We start from the raw sequence: 15510 nt of genomic DNA on the forward strand, positions 1-15510 counted from the left end.
CCATGCTGAATGTCCTGTTTTCGATACTGACCAGCCGCCTGGCGTGGGGCTTCGTCGGTATCACAGCGTTATCATTTATCATTTGGGTCATCGGCCCGGTGTTCTCGATAGTGGATTCCCGGCCGCTGGAGTCTGAACAGAACCGCATGATCAGTATTGCGCTGCTGTATGTGGTCTGGGGCCTGAGTCAGGCGATTCCACGTCTGTATAACTACTGGCTGAACCGCAAACTGATGTCCAGTCTGGAGACCAGCAAACCGGACGCACCTGAGGAAGAGCGCAAACGCCTGACCAGTGAGGATCAGGTGCTTGCCAGCCGCTTCTCTGAAGCGACAGAAATGCTAAAAAAGGCGCATTTTCAGCGCCAGAGCAGCAAAGGCGCCCCTTTCTGGGCGCAGCGCTTCAGCCATCAGTATCTGTACCAACTGCCGTGGTACATGATTATCGGTGCGCCTGGCGCGGGTAAAACGACGGCGCTGGTGAATTCCGGTTTGCAGTTTCCGTTGGCCGATAAATTTGGCAAAGCGGCCTTACGCGGTATTGGCGGAACACGAAACTGCGACTGGTGGTTTACAAATGAAGCTGTCCTGCTGGATACCGCAGGACGCTATACCACGCAGGAAAGTCAGCAGGAGCGTGATGCCAGTGAATGGCACCATTTTCTGGCGCTGCTGCGCAAATACCGTGGCCGTCAGCCTGTAAACGGCGTCATTGTGACACTCAGCGTGGCTGATCTGTTGTCGCAATCGCCCGACGCCATGCGTAATCAGGCGATGGCGCTGCGTCAGCGCCTGATGGAACTTCACGATCAACTGGGCATTCGCTTTCCGGTTTATGTGCTGGTCACTAAAGCTGACCTGTTAAAAGGTTTCCGCAGTTATTTTGCCAGCCTGGATAAAACACAGCGCGAACAGATTTGGGGATTTACCTTCCCATGGGCGAAAGCCTCGACAGCGGATTTCGAACTGAGCAGCCAGTTCCAGCAGGAATATGCTCTGTTGCAACAGCGGCTGGATGCCGGGCTGGCGGATGTTCTGCTGGCGGAAAGTGATGCGCAGGCGCGGGCAGAAAGTTATCTGTTCCCACAAGAATTTGCCGCGCTGCGCCCACAGTTGGCTGAAGCGCTGGATATTCTCTTTGCCCGTTCTGATTTCGAAACGCAGTTTGCGCCGCGCGGGATCTATTTCGCCAGCGGCACCCAGGAAGGGCTGCCATTTGACCGTGTGATGGGCGAACTGACACGTGCACTGCACTTGCCGGGCCAGCAGCAGGGCGAGTCAGGTAGCTGGGACAAGGTGGATAAAGAGGCCCCGATTCCGCAGAACAAAGGCCAGAGTTTCTTCCTGAAAGGGGTGCTGGAAAACGTCATCTTTCAGGAGTCGGGCCTGGCGGGCAGCAATCGCTGGTGGGAACTCCGTAATCGCGTAGGGCTCTGGTCGGGCTACCTGGCCTTGCTTATCCTGGTGCTGATTGCGGGGACATTGTGGCTGATCAGCTACAACAAAAATAAAACTTATCTGCAGGAGATGGCGGCCAAAACGCCGCAGGTCGAGCAACTGGGTGACAAACTGCAAAAAGAGGTGAACGGTAACCTGTTTGCGCTGGTCCCTTATCTCAACACGCTGTTGCACCTGCCGGAAAGCGCGTCTTTTTCCCTGGAGCATCCGCCGCTGACGCGTCGCATGGGGCTGTATCGGGGTACCGAAGTGAGTGACGCCACGCAGGCGTTATACGATCGCGCACTTAAACAACTGTTGATGCCACAAGTGGCGCAAAATATTACCCGCTGGTTACGCAATGACAACGGCAGCGATGCCGATTACAGCTATGAAGCCCTGAAGGCTTATCAGATGCTGTATCAGCCAAAGCACTATGACGGTAAGTTTCTTCAGGCGTGGATGATGTTAAATATCTCCCGTGAACTGCCTCAGGATGTGACGCAGGCGGAGGTGAAACAGCTGGCGTGGCACCTGCAGCAGTTGCTGGAAACACAGATCCAGTCCTCGCCCTATGCGAAGGATGACGCGCTGGTAAAGCGCGAGCAGGCGCTGATTAGTCAGATGCCGCTGTCACAGCGCGTTTACGGACGCCTGAAACGCCTGCTGGAACGCGATAGTGCATTGTCACCCGTGACCCTGGCTGCCCTGGGTGGGCCGCAAAGCGAACTGGTGTTCTCACGTAAAAGCGGTAAATCCGTGAATGAAGGCGTGTCCGGACTTTTCACGCCCGACGGCTACTGGAACCACGTTGATAAAGAGATCGCCCCCGTTACGGATGCCCTCTACAAGGATGATATCTGGGTGCTGGGTGGCGAAACGGCCCATGAAGACAGCAAACAAACCGATATGGCGGTGCGTCAGCTGTATATTCAGGACTATATTCGCCAGTGGGAGCAGTTTCTCAGCGATATTCAGCTCAACAGCAGTGCCGATTTAACGCAGCGTATTAATACCGCACGTCTGTTATCCAGTAACCATTCCCCGCTGCGGCAACTGGTTATTAATTTGAGTAAACAGCTCACGCTGACGCGGGCACAACCTGACGACAAGAGCGCGAAAAATGCCGCAGCCGCGTCAGATAACAGTGCCACGCGTACGTTACAGGCACTGTTTACCTCGCCGCGCTCGAATGGTGAACAGGGTGCGGTGCAGCAAACGCCTGAACAAGCGGTAACGGCCCATTTCGCACCGATTATCGAACTGGCACAGCCATTGCAGCAGGGCAGCAAAGTGCTGGCCGTGGATGATTTCCTGAAGCAGATTGACGACCTCTATCGTTACCTCACGGCCGTACAGGACGCGGCGAACAGCGGAATGCCACCGCCCTCCAGTGATGCGATCAGCCGTCTGCAGGCCAGCGCAGGCCGTTTGCCTGGCTCGCTGCAAAATATGGTCTCCGGTATGGCTGTCGGTGCCAGCAGTGATGCACAGCGTCGCGATATGGATAACGTCCGCAAGCGTATTACCATGGAAGTTGGCAGTTTCTGTCGCCAGGCGATTGCCGGCCGCTATCCTTTAGTGCGCAACGCGCGAAGTGAAGTCACGCCTGACGACCTGGCGCGCATGTTTGCGCCAGGCAGCGGACTGATGGACAGCTTCTTCCGGGACAATCTGGCCAGTAAAGTGGATACCACCCGCGCGGCATGGCGTTTCACGCCGGGCATTGATGGTAAAACGTTACCGGGGGGCGAAGCGCTGCTGCGTCCGTTCCAGCAGGCTCAGTCGATTCGCGATGCGTTTTTTGCCAATGGTGCCACCACGCCTTCTTTCCGCGTGACGTTGCGCACGGTAAAAATGGACAACGACATTCTTAATATGACGCTGGACGTGGACGGGCAAATCTTACGCTACAGTCATGGTCCACAGGCGGTGCAGTTAGTCAGCTGGCCCGGTCCGGGGGGAACCAGTCAGGTGCGCATGCAACTGGGCCTGACGAATGGCACGACCTCCACGCTGACCACCAGCGGGCCATGGGCGCTTAATCGCTTCTTTGACCGCGCACAGGTCACCTCGGTCGGCGGACTGACGCGCGAAGCCAGCTTTAATGTGGAGGGCCATAATGTGACGTTGTCCTTTACGCCGGGCAGCATCAGGAACCCCTTCCAGCTCCCTGCATTTAGCTGTCCCTGAAACAGGATCTGACTATGACTCAATACGCAGCACCTGGCTGGTACGGCAAACTGCCCAGTTCGGGTGATTTCGTAAAACGACGTTTCCCCGATACCCTGCAGCGCCAGTGGTCGAACTGGTTTCAGGTAGGATTGCATCACTGGCAAACCAGTGCGGAAGGCGAGCATTCCGCGTCCCGGGCCTTTCTTAAAGCGCCCGTATGGAATTTTGTCATACCGCCCATGTTAGGTACGCAGCTGATTCAGATGGGCTGTCTGACCGCCGCCCGCGACAGCGTCGGGCGACATTATCCGCTCTGTGCGTTGCGCTACTTTACGCCGACGGAATGGGCCCCGTTATTGCTGGCCCGCGCCGGTGACTGGTATCACCAGATGGGCAATACCTTGTTGCGGGCGGTTCAGGAGGGTGGCACGCCCGAGCAGTTTGATCAGGCGTTGTTAAGTATTCCCCTTCCACAGCCTCAGGAAGGCGAAGCCTCATCGGATATCTTATCGGTGATCGGCAGCGGGGAGAATAATGCCTCCACCCTGAGCTGGAATTTGCCATCACAGAGTTTTGATCCCCAGTTTCAAAGCAGTTTTTGGTGGACCAATCAGAGCGACGGTTTTCCGCTTTATACCCATGTCCACAGCGGCAACCTGACAGCGCAGTTATTTTCGCTGTTATTCGATCCGGCGGGCGGTGCAAAGCCCGGGCGAAATGGACTTTATCCTCCTATGTTTGAATCCTGAGGCGAAACGGATGAGTATTGATATTGACACGTTGCTGATACCGGTAAGCCACGATAATCCCTGCGGGGATAACCTGGAATACGATGCGGATTTTCAGGCGATGGAACAGGCCAGCGTAGGCAAAGCCGAGCAGCAGTTCGGCAATACCATCATTCCGGCCGAACCGGCTGACTGGAACAAGGTCGAAAAGCTGGCACTGGATTTAATGAGCCGCAGCAAAGATTTACGCGTCATGCTCACGCTGACGCACGCCTGGACTCGTCTCAAAGGGTTGCCCGGCTATGCACAGGGGTTGCAACTGATTGAGCAGGCCATGTCGCAGTACTGGGAAACCTTGTGGCCACGTCTGGAAGAAGATGGCCAGCCCGATCCCTTTTACCGCATTAATGCCCTGGCCGTGCTGGGCGACCAGTCAGCCCTGGCGGGCGCGGTGCGCCAGTCGTGGCTGCTGCGTTATGCTTCCGACGGGATTACGCTTCGCGATGCCGCTGCATTATGTGACGGCAGTAAAACGGAAGTGCCAGACTACCCTGGCGGCCTGCCGCGTCTTAATGATGAACTGGCGCGAGGCGAGCAACCCGGCGTTGCGGCCATTCAGGACATTGGCGAACGTTTGCAGCGCATTCGTAGCCTGGTGACTGAAAAGCTGGATGAAACGGCCTTACCGGATATGAGTCAGCTTCAGCGCAGCTTCGCCATGCTGAATGAGCGTTGCCAGGCCACCGATATTGGCGCGTTACAGTCTCTGGCAGCGGCCGTACAGTCTGCACCGGAAACTGAAAACCCAACCGCGCCCAGGGCCGCGTCGCGCGCCGCTACAGACTGGCGCAGTGCTCAGCTTAACTCGCGTGCTGAAGCGCAGTTAATGCTGGAAAAAGTGAAACAGTACTTTACGCAGCACGAGCCCAGCCATCCGGCACCGTTGATGATTGACCGTGTACAGCGCCTGATCGAACTCGACTTTATGGACATCATTCGCGACCTTGCGCCGGATGGTGTACATCAGTTAGAAAACATTTTTGGACGCCGCGACTAAGCTATCAGTGAAGTCTTAACGCAGCGAGACCTGCGCGCCTCCTGCGAGCCAGTAACCGCGCATTATTTATGGAGAGAACCATGCCAACAATGAAGTCCAGTGGGCAGAAATTTATCGCCCGCAATCGCGCGCCACGCGTTCAGATTGAATATGACGTGGAAGTTTATGGTGCAGAACGAAAAATTCAGCTGCCCTTCATCATGGGCGTACTGGCCGATTTAGCCGGTAAGCCGCTGGAGCCGCAGGCCAGCGTTGACGACCGCAAATTCCTGGAAATCGACATCGATAACTTCGATGAGCGCATGAAAGCCATGAAGCCACGCGCTGCATTCCAGGTCGACAATACGCTGAACGGCGACGGCAAACTGAATATTGACCTGACTTTTGAAAGCATGGACGATTTCTCCCCGGATGCCATTGCCCGTAAAGTCGAACCACTTAACAGCCTGCTGGAAGCACGTACTCAGCTTTCAAATCTGCTGACCTATATGGATGGCAAAAATGGCGCTGAAGAGCTTATCGGCAAAATTCTTCAGGATCCGACCCTGCTGCAGGCGTTGACGCATGTGCCTAAGCAGGCGGATGCCGCAGAAGGGAAGGAGGAGCAATAATGAATCAGACTTCTCAACAACCCCAGTCACAGGGCGATGCCAGTTTTAGTCAGGACGAGTTTAGTGCCTTACTGAACAAAGAGTTTCGTCCAAAGAGTGAGCAGGCGCGCGAAGCGGTAGAAAGCGCGGTGAAAACGCTGGCACAGCAGGCGCTGGAAAATACGGTGACCGTTTCCAGCGATGCTTACCGCACCATTCAGGCACTGATTGCTGAGATTGATGAAAAGCTGTCTCAGCAGGTCAATCAGATTATTCACCATGAAGAGTTTCAGAAGCTGGAAAGCGCCTGGCGCGGTCTGAGCTATCTGGTGAATAACACGGAAACCGATGAGATGCTGAAGATTCGTTTCATGAGCATCTCTAAACAGGAGCTGGGCCGCACGCTCAAGCGCTATAAAGGCGTGGGCTGGGATCAAAGTCCGCTGTTTAAGAAAATCTATGAACAGGAATACGGCCAGTTCGGTGGCGAGCCGTTCGGTTGCCTGGTCGGCGATTACTACTTCGACCACAGCCCGCAGGACGTTGAGCTGCTGGGCGAGATGGCCCGCATCGGTGCGGCCGCGCACTGTCCGTTTATCACCGGTACCGCGCCAGGCGTTATGCAGATGGAATCCTGGCAGGAGCTGGCGAATCCACGCGATCTGACCAAAATCTTCCAGAATACCGAATATGCCGCCTGGCGCAGCCTGCGCGAATCGGAAGATGCGCGTTACCTGGGCCTGGTAATGCCGCGCTTCCTGTCTCGTCTGCCTTACGGCATTCGTACCAACCCGGTTGACAGCTTCGATTTTGAAGAGCAGACCGATGGCTCGGATCACAGCAACTACAGCTGGACCAACGCAGCTTATGCGATGGCGGCCAACATCAACCGTTCATTTAAAGAGTACGGCTGGTGTACCTCCATCCGTGGCGTGGAATCAGGTGGCGCAGTGGAAAACCTGCCCTGCCATACGTTCCCCAGCGATGACGGCGGCGTGGACATGAAGTGCCCGACCGAGATCGCCATCAGCGATCGCCGTGAAGCCGAACTGGCGAAAAATGGCTTTATGCCGCTGGTCCACCGTAAAAACTCAGACTTCGCCGCGTTTATTGGCGCACAGTCGCTGCAAAAACCGGCGGAATACCATGATGCGGACGCTACCGCGAATGCTCGTCTGGCTGCCCGTCTGCCGTACCTGTTCGCCTGCTGCCGTTTCGCTCACTACCTGAAGTGCATTGTGCGCGACAAAATTGGTTCATTCCGTGAGCGTGACGATATGGAACGCTGGCTGAATGACTGGATAATGAACTATGTCGATGGTGACCCGGCTAACTCTTCACAGGAAACCAAATCACGCAAGCCACTGGCTGCGGCGGAGGTGAATGTGGAAGAGCAGGAAGACAACCCTGGCTACTATGCGGCGAAGTTCTTCCTGCGCCCGCATTATCAGCTGGAAGGATTAACAGTGTCGCTGCGTCTGGTATCGAAGCTCCCTTCGCTGAAGTCGAACGAGAATTAAATTTTTTTGCAATGTAAAGCACGTCCAGGTGGCGTGCTTTTCAGACGATTAAGCATGACTTTTTTCACTTCCAAAATTCTGTTTCTCGTAAAATAAACCTTTTCTGAAAATACTGGCTCCGGTAGAAGGTCTACGGGTTTCGACCGGGCTATAAAGGTATAATGGCAGGCTGCCCAATCAGATATTTTGCTGTTCCAGGTCGGCCAGATAAATAATTAGCTTAACTGTTCTGTTATCGCTGTGAGAATGGATAGGGGTTAAGTCATCAGCCTGCAACAGAATGAACGACATAATTAAATTTAGCGTATATACGACGGATGCCTTGTGTGCGTCAGCATTCATTTGACATACCGATACGGCAAAAAAATCTCCTGCTGTTGCAGTTTATTGTAGTGGGACCCTTCGGGAAGCCTGTAGCACTCCCGAAGTCGAGGCAAAAGTAAAATATGGACTGTTTTATTCAGCCCCATGCTTTTCTCTTTGCCATATAGATGCTTTTTCGAAAGCGACAACTTTTTCCATAACGAAGAGTAAATATTATGGCTATTGATATGTATTTGAAGGTAGACGGCATTACGGGTGAATCTAAAGATTCTAACCATACCGGCTGGATTGATATTACCTCTTTCTCCTGGGGCGCTAATCAGCCGGGTAATATGAGCGTGGGCGGCGGTGGCGGTGCTGGTAAAGTTAACTTCAACGACCTGCACATTAATGCCAAAATCGACAAAGCGGTAACTGCACTGCTGAAAAACTGTGCCAGCGGTAAGCACGTTTCTAAGGTTGAAGTGTCAGTTTGTAAAGCGGGCGGCACGCAAATCGAATACACCCGAATCACCCTGGAAGATGTGCTGGTAACCAACGTTCAGTTCGTGGGTTCAGAGCACGATGACACCCTGGGCGTAACTTATGCATTCCAGGCTGCGAAAGTGAAACAGCAGTACTGGGAGCAGAGCTCTTCTGGTGGTAAAGGTGCAGAAACCAGCGCGGGCTGGAACATCAAAGAGAATAAAGAAGCTTAATTTTATTGCAGCCCTGAGAGGGGCTGCTCTTTCATTAATAAACTCAATTGCATATAAAGGGATTTTAATATGACACTTTTACGCTTAGGCGATCGAGGTGATGCTGTTGCAGTTTTACAAAAATTGCTTGTAGATAAAAATTACAAAGTTTCAATAGATAAAATATTTGGAAAAAATACTGAGCTAGCAGTAAAGAAATTCCAAACTGATAATAAATTATATCCTGATGGCATTGTTGGAAGGAAAACCTGGGAGGCTTTAGGTAAAAGAATTGTACAGCCAGTTCCTCCCCCACCCATTAAGGGCGTTCAGGGTAGACAATTTGTAATCGGGATGAAACTTTCTGAAAGTGGAATTCAGGCACTTTATAAATTAGAATCGTTACGTGGTGTTAGCAACCACTTGCATTGGCCTGGTGGGAAAAGTGGTGTAACTTTAGGTGCGGGCTATGACATGCTCGAACGAACCCAAAGTGAGATAAAAGAAAAGCTTATTTCTATCGGTATCGATGCAAATTCTGCTGCTAAAGCAGCTGAAGGAGCAGCGAAAAGTCATAAAGCTGCGTCTGATTTTGCAGTACAAAATAAAGATCTTATTAATTTAACAAAGCAGCAGGAAATTGAGTTATTGAGATTAACTGTTCCACATTATGAAACATTAATTAAAAATAGGATAACAATACCGTTAACCCAATATGAATTTGATGCATTGGTATCATTCGCATATAACTCTGGAGGGGTTTTAAATAAAGTAACCAATGATATTAATAAGGGTAATGTCGGTGATGCGATGACAACGATAAAAAAAATAATCTATAGCGGTGGTAAAGTCTTCAAGGGTTTGGTTAATCGACGTAATTCTGAAGTTAAACTCTATCTTGAAGGGATTTATGATTTATGAAGAGTAATAAATTGACGTTTATGCCAGCCCTTTTAAGTAGTTTAATGCTTGTGTCTTCTTGTTATGCAAGTGGAGATATTGGAAGTAATATCATTGGGCAATGGATTGTCGAAAATGTTTATGTAGATGGTAATGACTCTTCAAGACCTGACTTTATCAGCAATGACCCAAACTTGGTTGGGCGAGTTATTAATTTCGACAAAAACAGTATTTCTGGTTCGATTCTTGTGGCAAATGGGTGTGCATCTCCCTCCTATAATAAAAAAGACCCTATCACGGTAGCTCAGCTGCTTAACCTCACAGCGGGCGAAAGCGAAAATGAAAAAAACGATCTGGCGAATGATTACGGATTGCCTTTAGTTGCTAAAAATACGGTCGTTCCTTATGAAGTAAATTGCAAGTCAGGTATGTTTGGCCCTTCAGGTGAAAAAATTGGTAATTGGATCGTTGAAAAAAAAGATGGTGAACTGCTCACTAACTGGAATTCACAAAGCTACTTATTGTTAAAAAGGTTACCAGCTAATGTCAAACCCATGCCATCATTCAATTGTATTAAAGCGTCAACAGACACAGAAAAAGCTATATGTAGCAACAACGAATTAGCCGGTTGGGATAGGAGCGTTGCACAAGCCTATAGTATTGCGGTAAAACAAATAAAAAGTGTTGACGTCGATGTAAAGTCTAAACTTTCAATGCTTCTAGTTTCGCAGAATAATTGGATTAAAAAGCGAAATGAATGTAAGGGCGACGAGAAATGTCTCTCGGAAAAGATGCAGAATAGAGTTTCTGAACTTGTTGAACAGTCCAAATAAAAGTTAATAATTCTTGAATGTTGAAAACACTAGTGGTTTTTTTAGGTGAGTAAATGTACTTTTTTGGCTAAAAATGTAGAGTACTTCGTTTATTCACCTGTTTTTTAATTTTATTTATCATACTTGTTTTTATTACATCCAGAATGTCGAAATTGCTATTTATGATTGAGCTATCGTTGCGGTTATTTATACCACTGAAGCCCCTGATCACTACGGAAATGATTACTACATTTTGGGATTAAAAAGTGGTGATGACAGTGTCTATTACGATCAGAGTGTTACTGAAAATTTTCAAAATTCTTATATAAAAAATCTCTCTGGACTTCGTAAGGCTTATCAAAAATGATTTTAATCAAACCTCTTTAGCAAACCAAACAAGGCTATATATTAGTTTTAATTAAAGGGGTTTGCATATGAGATGTATGATTAAACTCCTTTGTACTATTGGTTGAAATTGATGTATTTCCCGCTATAAAAATAAATTTTGATGCAGAAGGTAATGATAGGCCTAATAGCACAGTATCTAGTCGTCATATCCATTGGCCTAAAGGAGCTTCTGGCGTAACAATCGGATGTGGTTTTGATATGGGTGGGCGTTCTAGTGATACGGTGAAAATAGACCGGATCCACGCTGGTGTTCCACAGGAAGAAGTTATTCTTCTGGCGAGAGGTGCTCGATTATCGCCTTCACAGTCAGACAAGTTCGTAAAGGAACACCGTAATGAGTATGGTATTATTAATCGTGTGGCTCAAGCTAAATTATTTGAAATGATATACCCTAAATACCTGGTTAGAGGGTAATCAATTTATCTTAGAAAACTTCTGGCTTCCCAGAAAGTACCCCTTTGTAAAACCTTAAACCTCCTATAAAATATATAGCTGTAGACTTTGCATATCAAGGGCTAGGTTTTGAAAGAACCATGAAAGCCTGCATGTATAACGATATCGATAAGTTAATGGATTTTATTGAAAATAATTCCCAAGTAAAAAGTTATGAGGGTAGACGCCAATGAGAAAATTATTTGAGAAAACATAAACAGGCGGAGATTTTTATGTGCAGGCAATATATTTATAGTTTGGCTTTTATCTTTTTTATATTTGGTCATTCAGCTTATGCGATGGATGATTGCTCTAAGGAAACAAGTGATCCGGCAGTGTTTACTTGTGCTGAAAAAAACAAAAACACTGCAGAGCAAAAGTTAAATAATGAGTACTCGGCGGCAAAGAAACGCATCGATAAAGTCTTTCAAAACGAAGCTGAAGTCAAAAAAGAATATTTGAATATATTTCTTGAGTCACAGCGAAGCTGGCTAAAATATCGCGATGGGCAGTGTAAGTTATTTGCGCATGTTGCCGATGAAAACAGCAAACCTTATACGGTATTTAAGAATGATTGTATTGCAGAACTTGATGAGGCAAGAACTAAGCAGTTGGAGCAGATCCCGTACGATTGATTGTTTTTTAATATGCACCTGTTGTAATACAGGTGCATATTATATTGTAAAGCTTTAGTAACTCTATCTATTTTTATATCCCGCCTTTCTCCCCGAGAGACGCGCGATATAGATGTCGAACAGCTAACCGCAGGAATCCGTGATGCGCTTTACGATAATAACCGCTAAACCCGGCCATCAACCGCCGCAAACCAGTTTTGATTTTCTTCCTCCCGGCGGCACAATTGGTCGTGGCGTGGATAACAATCTGGTACTGCCCGACGACGATCGCACGATTTCCCGCCTGCAGGCGATTGTGCATATCACTGCTGAAGGTGAATGCCGCCTGACGAATCGCGGTAACGTGACGCGCGTGCTGTTAAACGATATCCCACTGGAGCGGGGACGCCAGGTGGAATTGCAGGACGGCGACGTGCTGGGTATTGATGACTACCGCCTGCTGGTTAACGATATTAATGGTGAACAGCAACCACAGCCGTCGCCTGTCGTGACGGCTGCACCAGCCAAAGCGCCGGTCATGAACGATGCGCCACCGGTCGCCGCACCAGTCACTGCCACAGCAAGTACGGCGGCCATTCCGAGTGAAATTTGGGACAGCCTGGCAAAAGAGTTTTCCATCTCAGACGATTTGTCGAAGCGTAAAACGCCGGCCCCCGATATGCCAGATGCCAATCCGTTAACTTCGACGGCGGCGAACCGTAATCCGGAAGATCCGCTGGCACAGTTGATCAGCGATAAGCCGCTGGATATCGGGCAGCAGCCTAAAACCAGCAGTCTGTTTGATGAAGGCGATGCGCTCTTTGCGCAGGAAAGCATCTTTGATGATCGTACGCCGAGCACCTTATCAGCCCAGCAAAATGCTCAGGGACAACCGAAAGTCGAGGCGCCATCGGGCGATCTGGATCCCCTGAATCTGTTTGGCAGTCAGAATACGCCCGACCCACGTCATCATGACGATCCCCTTGGATTAATGATGAGCGGCGCGGTACCGCTGGCGCAACCTGAGGTGCCGGTTACACAACCTGAAGCACGGCCAGCCCCGCAGAAACCGGCCCCGCATCCGCAAACGCCTGAGCCTGCTCTCGAACCGCGTGACAGCGCGCCGGTTGAGCTGGCCGAGTTAAGCAGCTCACCGCTGTTTGATCACACTGAAACGCAGCCCACTCACGATCCCGTATTCGAAACCGAGCCGGAGCCTGCGCCGCCTGAAGGGGCGCAGAGTCCCATTGATTACGGTGGCATTACGTTACCGACGCCGCAGGCGGTTCAGCGTGCGCCTTCGCCGACGCCAAAAGGACGACTGCGTATTGATCCGGTTGCCTCGCACAACAATAACGGTGGGGCAGAGCAGACGACAGGAAACAGCAGTAGCGGTGATGCGTTGAAAGGTGAATTGCTGGATGCGTTGCTCGAAGGCATGGGTCTGCAGGATCTGCAACCAACCCCGCAATTCGACCGTGAGCAGATGCGGCAATTTGGCCAGATGCTGAGCATGTTTTCACAGGGAACGGTCGCGCTGCTCTCGTCGCGCTCAATTTTGAAACGCGGCGTGAAGGCGGATATGACGGTGATTCTCGACGACGCGAATAACCCGTTTAAACTGTTGCCCTCGGGCAAGACCGTGCTGATGCAGATGTTTGGAAGCCGCATGCCGGGCTTTATGCCACCACGTCAGGCGGTACGCGATGCGCTGATTGATTTGCAGGCCCACCAGTTGGGTATGATTGCCGGTATTCGTGCGATTATCGCCTCCATGCTGCAATCGTTTAATCCCGACCAGCTGGAAGAAGAGGCGCGTCAGAACGGATCAATCTCACGCATTGGTCTGCTCGGTAATCGCAAAGCCGCGCTGTGGGAACATTTTGTTCAGCGCTATGGCGAAACCGCCGGTGAAATCGAAGATGACTTCCATACCTTGTTTGGCGAAGCCTTCTTGCACGCGTACGACATGGAAGTAAATCAGTATAAAGACTCACAAACCCACACGGATGACGCATGAATATCTCTACTGCTTCCACGTCGAATCAGGGCGACCGCGCCACCAATCAGGATCAAACCGGTGAGCGCATCGGTGAACGTTCGGCCTGCTTTGTGGTGTGCGATGGTGTGGCAGGGTTTCCTGGCGGTGATGTGGCAGCGAAAATTGCGCGCAGCAGCCTGATGGAAGCCTTCGATGGCAATGCGCACCTGGATGCGCAAACTATCCGCGATTACGTCAATTATGCCAACGACGCAATCCGGCAACAGCAAAAAGCCAACAGTCAGCACAGTCGCATGGGCACCACGCTGGTGAGTTTGTTTATCGACAGAGACTATGAGCTGGCTTACTGGGCACACGCAGGCGACAGCCGCCTGTATCTGTTTCGCCGCGGCTATCTCTATCATGTCACCACCGATCACAGCCTGGTGCAGCAAATGAAAGATGCCGGTCATCAGACCGAAGGCATCAACAGTAACCTGCTTTATTTCGCCCTCGGCATGGGCGATGAACAGCGTGATGCCAGCTATAGCGACGTGGTGCCTATTGAAGACGGCGACGCCTTTCTGCTGTGCACGGACGGCTTCTGGCATGGCGTCACGCTGGAACAAATGCAGCAATCGTTGCATATGGTGAACACGCCAGAAGAGTGGCTGACCCTGATGCAACAAATTATCAAAAACAGCCAACCGCAGGGTGGTCAGCAGGACAACTTCAGCGCCATGGCTGTCTGGGTAGGTTCCCCGGAAGACACCACTTTATTGCACTCGCTGTCAGATGCGGCGCAGTTTTTCCCTCTTCGAGATTGAGAACGCCAACATGAAATATGGATTAGTGGGCCTGGCTGCAATGCTGTTGAGTACCCATGCCTTTGCTGAGAACTATCGCATTGTGCAGTCGCCAACTCAGAAACTGGATGTCTGGATTGATGATGTTAAAGATAACCAGCTCGCAAGCTGGTGTAAGAGCACGGTGAACCTGCGCATTGTGACGCACGGGGATAAAGATCCTTCAGTATTAAATGATTTTCTGCCGCGTGTCGCCGGATTAATGGGCTCGCAATGTAAGCCGCTGCAACAACTGCACTGGACATTAACCGATACCGAAGGTACCCAACTGGGTAACGGCAGTGCGGCAAAAGCGCAGCAGTGGAAAGTGGTTATCACACCGCCGGCAACCTCACAGCCTGCTTCAGCTGCCACTGCACAGCAGCAGGCACCGGTGACGCAGACGCAACCCGCCGCGCCGGTCGTGCTGAATTCTCCACCCGCCGATACCACGCCATGGCTGCAGTTCAGTTTGCTGGATGGCTGTCATTTCCGGACCTGGTGGCATCAGCCCGCGCAGTCAAGTGGCGTCTTCGTGCCCGCTAAGCAGGGCGTGACCTGTGGCAAAGATGGCTGGCTGAGCGGTCACAGTACCTTAACGGAAGTGGGAAAGGGCCAGAGCAAACCCGTCTCTGTCAGCTTCTTACAGGGTTTCCCGGTGGCGGGCCTGAGCGACAAACAACAGCTTGATGAGCTGACGATTACCACGGTCAACAGCGAGCGCATGGTGCTGAGTGATGAAAAATCGCCAGACAGCTGGCTGGTGCTGCCGTTCAGCCCACAATTCAACGGCTGGCAGGCGGTGAATCAGGTCGTTGTGGCGATGCCTGCCAGCGAAGCCGCAGATGAAAATGCCCTGCGGGCGCGCCTGCAGGAAGTGCGGAAAACCTGGTCACCCTGGCTGAGCAGCCCTGCCTCAATCAAAGTGCAGTTGGTGGAAAAACTCCATCCGGAACTGAAAGATCCGGCCGCCGCCGTCTATCGCACCATCAACTAAGGCATAAGGAGTTT

At 51.0% G+C, this 15510-nt stretch carries 13 protein-coding genes; all 13 read left to right on the top strand.

What is annotated here, in order from left to right; translation table 11 throughout:
• Positions 1-2 precede the first annotated feature (2 nt).
• The gene (tssM, locus tag C1N59_RS08060; protein ID WP_394550526.1) at positions 3-3629 is read left to right on the top strand and encodes a type VI secretion system membrane subunit TssM; all 3627 of its coding nucleotides are present in this window, start codon (positions 3-5) and stop codon (positions 3627-3629) included.
• 14 nt (positions 3630-3643) lie between these two features.
• The gene (tagF, locus tag C1N59_RS08065) at positions 3644-4360 is read left to right on the top strand and encodes a type VI secretion system-associated protein TagF (RefSeq protein ID WP_033742168.1); all 717 of its coding nucleotides are present in this window, start codon (positions 3644-3646) and stop codon (positions 4358-4360) included.
• Between the two features lie 10 nt (positions 4361-4370).
• Positions 4371-5396 carry a type VI secretion system protein TssA gene (gene tssA, locus C1N59_RS08070; RefSeq protein ID WP_033742167.1) on the top strand — a complete coding sequence of 342 codons (1026 nt, stop codon included), beginning with the start codon at positions 4371-4373 and terminating at the stop codon, positions 5394-5396.
• An 80-nt stretch (positions 5397-5476) separates the two neighbouring features.
• Entirely contained in the window at positions 5477-6007 is a 531-nt protein-coding gene (tssB, locus tag C1N59_RS08075) for a type VI secretion system contractile sheath small subunit (RefSeq protein ID WP_033742165.1), read from the top strand.
• Positions 6007-7506 carry a type VI secretion system contractile sheath large subunit gene (gene tssC / locus C1N59_RS08080; protein ID WP_394550527.1) on the top strand — a complete coding sequence of 500 codons (1500 nt, stop codon included), beginning with the start codon at positions 6007-6009 and terminating at the stop codon, positions 7504-7506. Before tssB ends, tssC begins: the two co-directional genes overlap by 1 nt.
• A 539-nt stretch (positions 7507-8045) precedes the next feature.
• Complete coding sequence (locus C1N59_RS08085; protein ID WP_033742159.1) at positions 8046-8528, top strand: Hcp family type VI secretion system effector; 483 nt, start codon at positions 8046-8048, stop codon at positions 8526-8528.
• Positions 8529-8597: 69 nt separating this feature from the next.
• On the top strand, positions 8598-9428 hold the full coding sequence (locus C1N59_RS08090) for a glycoside hydrolase family protein (RefSeq protein ID WP_054633557.1): 831 nt from the start codon (positions 8598-8600) through the stop codon (positions 9426-9428).
• Positions 9425-10240 carry a lysozyme inhibitor LprI family protein gene (locus C1N59_RS08095; RefSeq protein ID WP_394550528.1) on the top strand — a complete coding sequence of 272 codons (816 nt, stop codon included), beginning with the start codon at positions 9425-9427 and terminating at the stop codon, positions 10238-10240. Before C1N59_RS08090 ends, C1N59_RS08095 begins: the two co-directional genes overlap by 4 nt.
• Positions 10241-10684: 444 nt before the next feature.
• Positions 10685-11041 (top strand): lysozyme family protein, encoded by a 357-nt coding sequence (locus C1N59_RS08100; RefSeq protein ID WP_394550529.1) that lies wholly within the window; start codon positions 10685-10687, stop codon positions 11039-11041.
• A gap of 221 nt (positions 11042-11262) precedes the next feature.
• Positions 11263-11694 carry a lysozyme inhibitor LprI family protein gene (locus C1N59_RS08105; RefSeq protein WP_394550530.1) on the top strand — a complete coding sequence of 144 codons (432 nt, stop codon included), beginning with the start codon at positions 11263-11265 and terminating at the stop codon, positions 11692-11694.
• A 142-nt stretch (positions 11695-11836) separates the two neighbouring features.
• The gene (gene tagH / locus C1N59_RS08110) at positions 11837-13693 is read left to right on the top strand and encodes a type VI secretion system-associated FHA domain protein TagH (RefSeq protein ID WP_394550531.1); all 1857 of its coding nucleotides are present in this window, start codon (positions 11837-11839) and stop codon (positions 13691-13693) included.
• Complete coding sequence (locus C1N59_RS08115) at positions 13690-14481, top strand: PP2C family protein-serine/threonine phosphatase (protein ID WP_039338221.1); 792 nt, start codon at positions 13690-13692, stop codon at positions 14479-14481. Before tagH ends, C1N59_RS08115 begins: the two co-directional genes overlap by 4 nt.
• Before the next feature lie 10 nt (positions 14482-14491).
• Entirely contained in the window at positions 14492-15496 is a 1005-nt protein-coding gene (locus tag C1N59_RS08120; RefSeq protein WP_394550532.1) for a hypothetical protein, read from the top strand.
• The last annotated feature ends 14 nt before the right edge of the window (positions 15497-15510 follow it).

The sequence above is a fragment of the Pantoea sp. SGAir0183 genome (assembly GCF_043545505.1).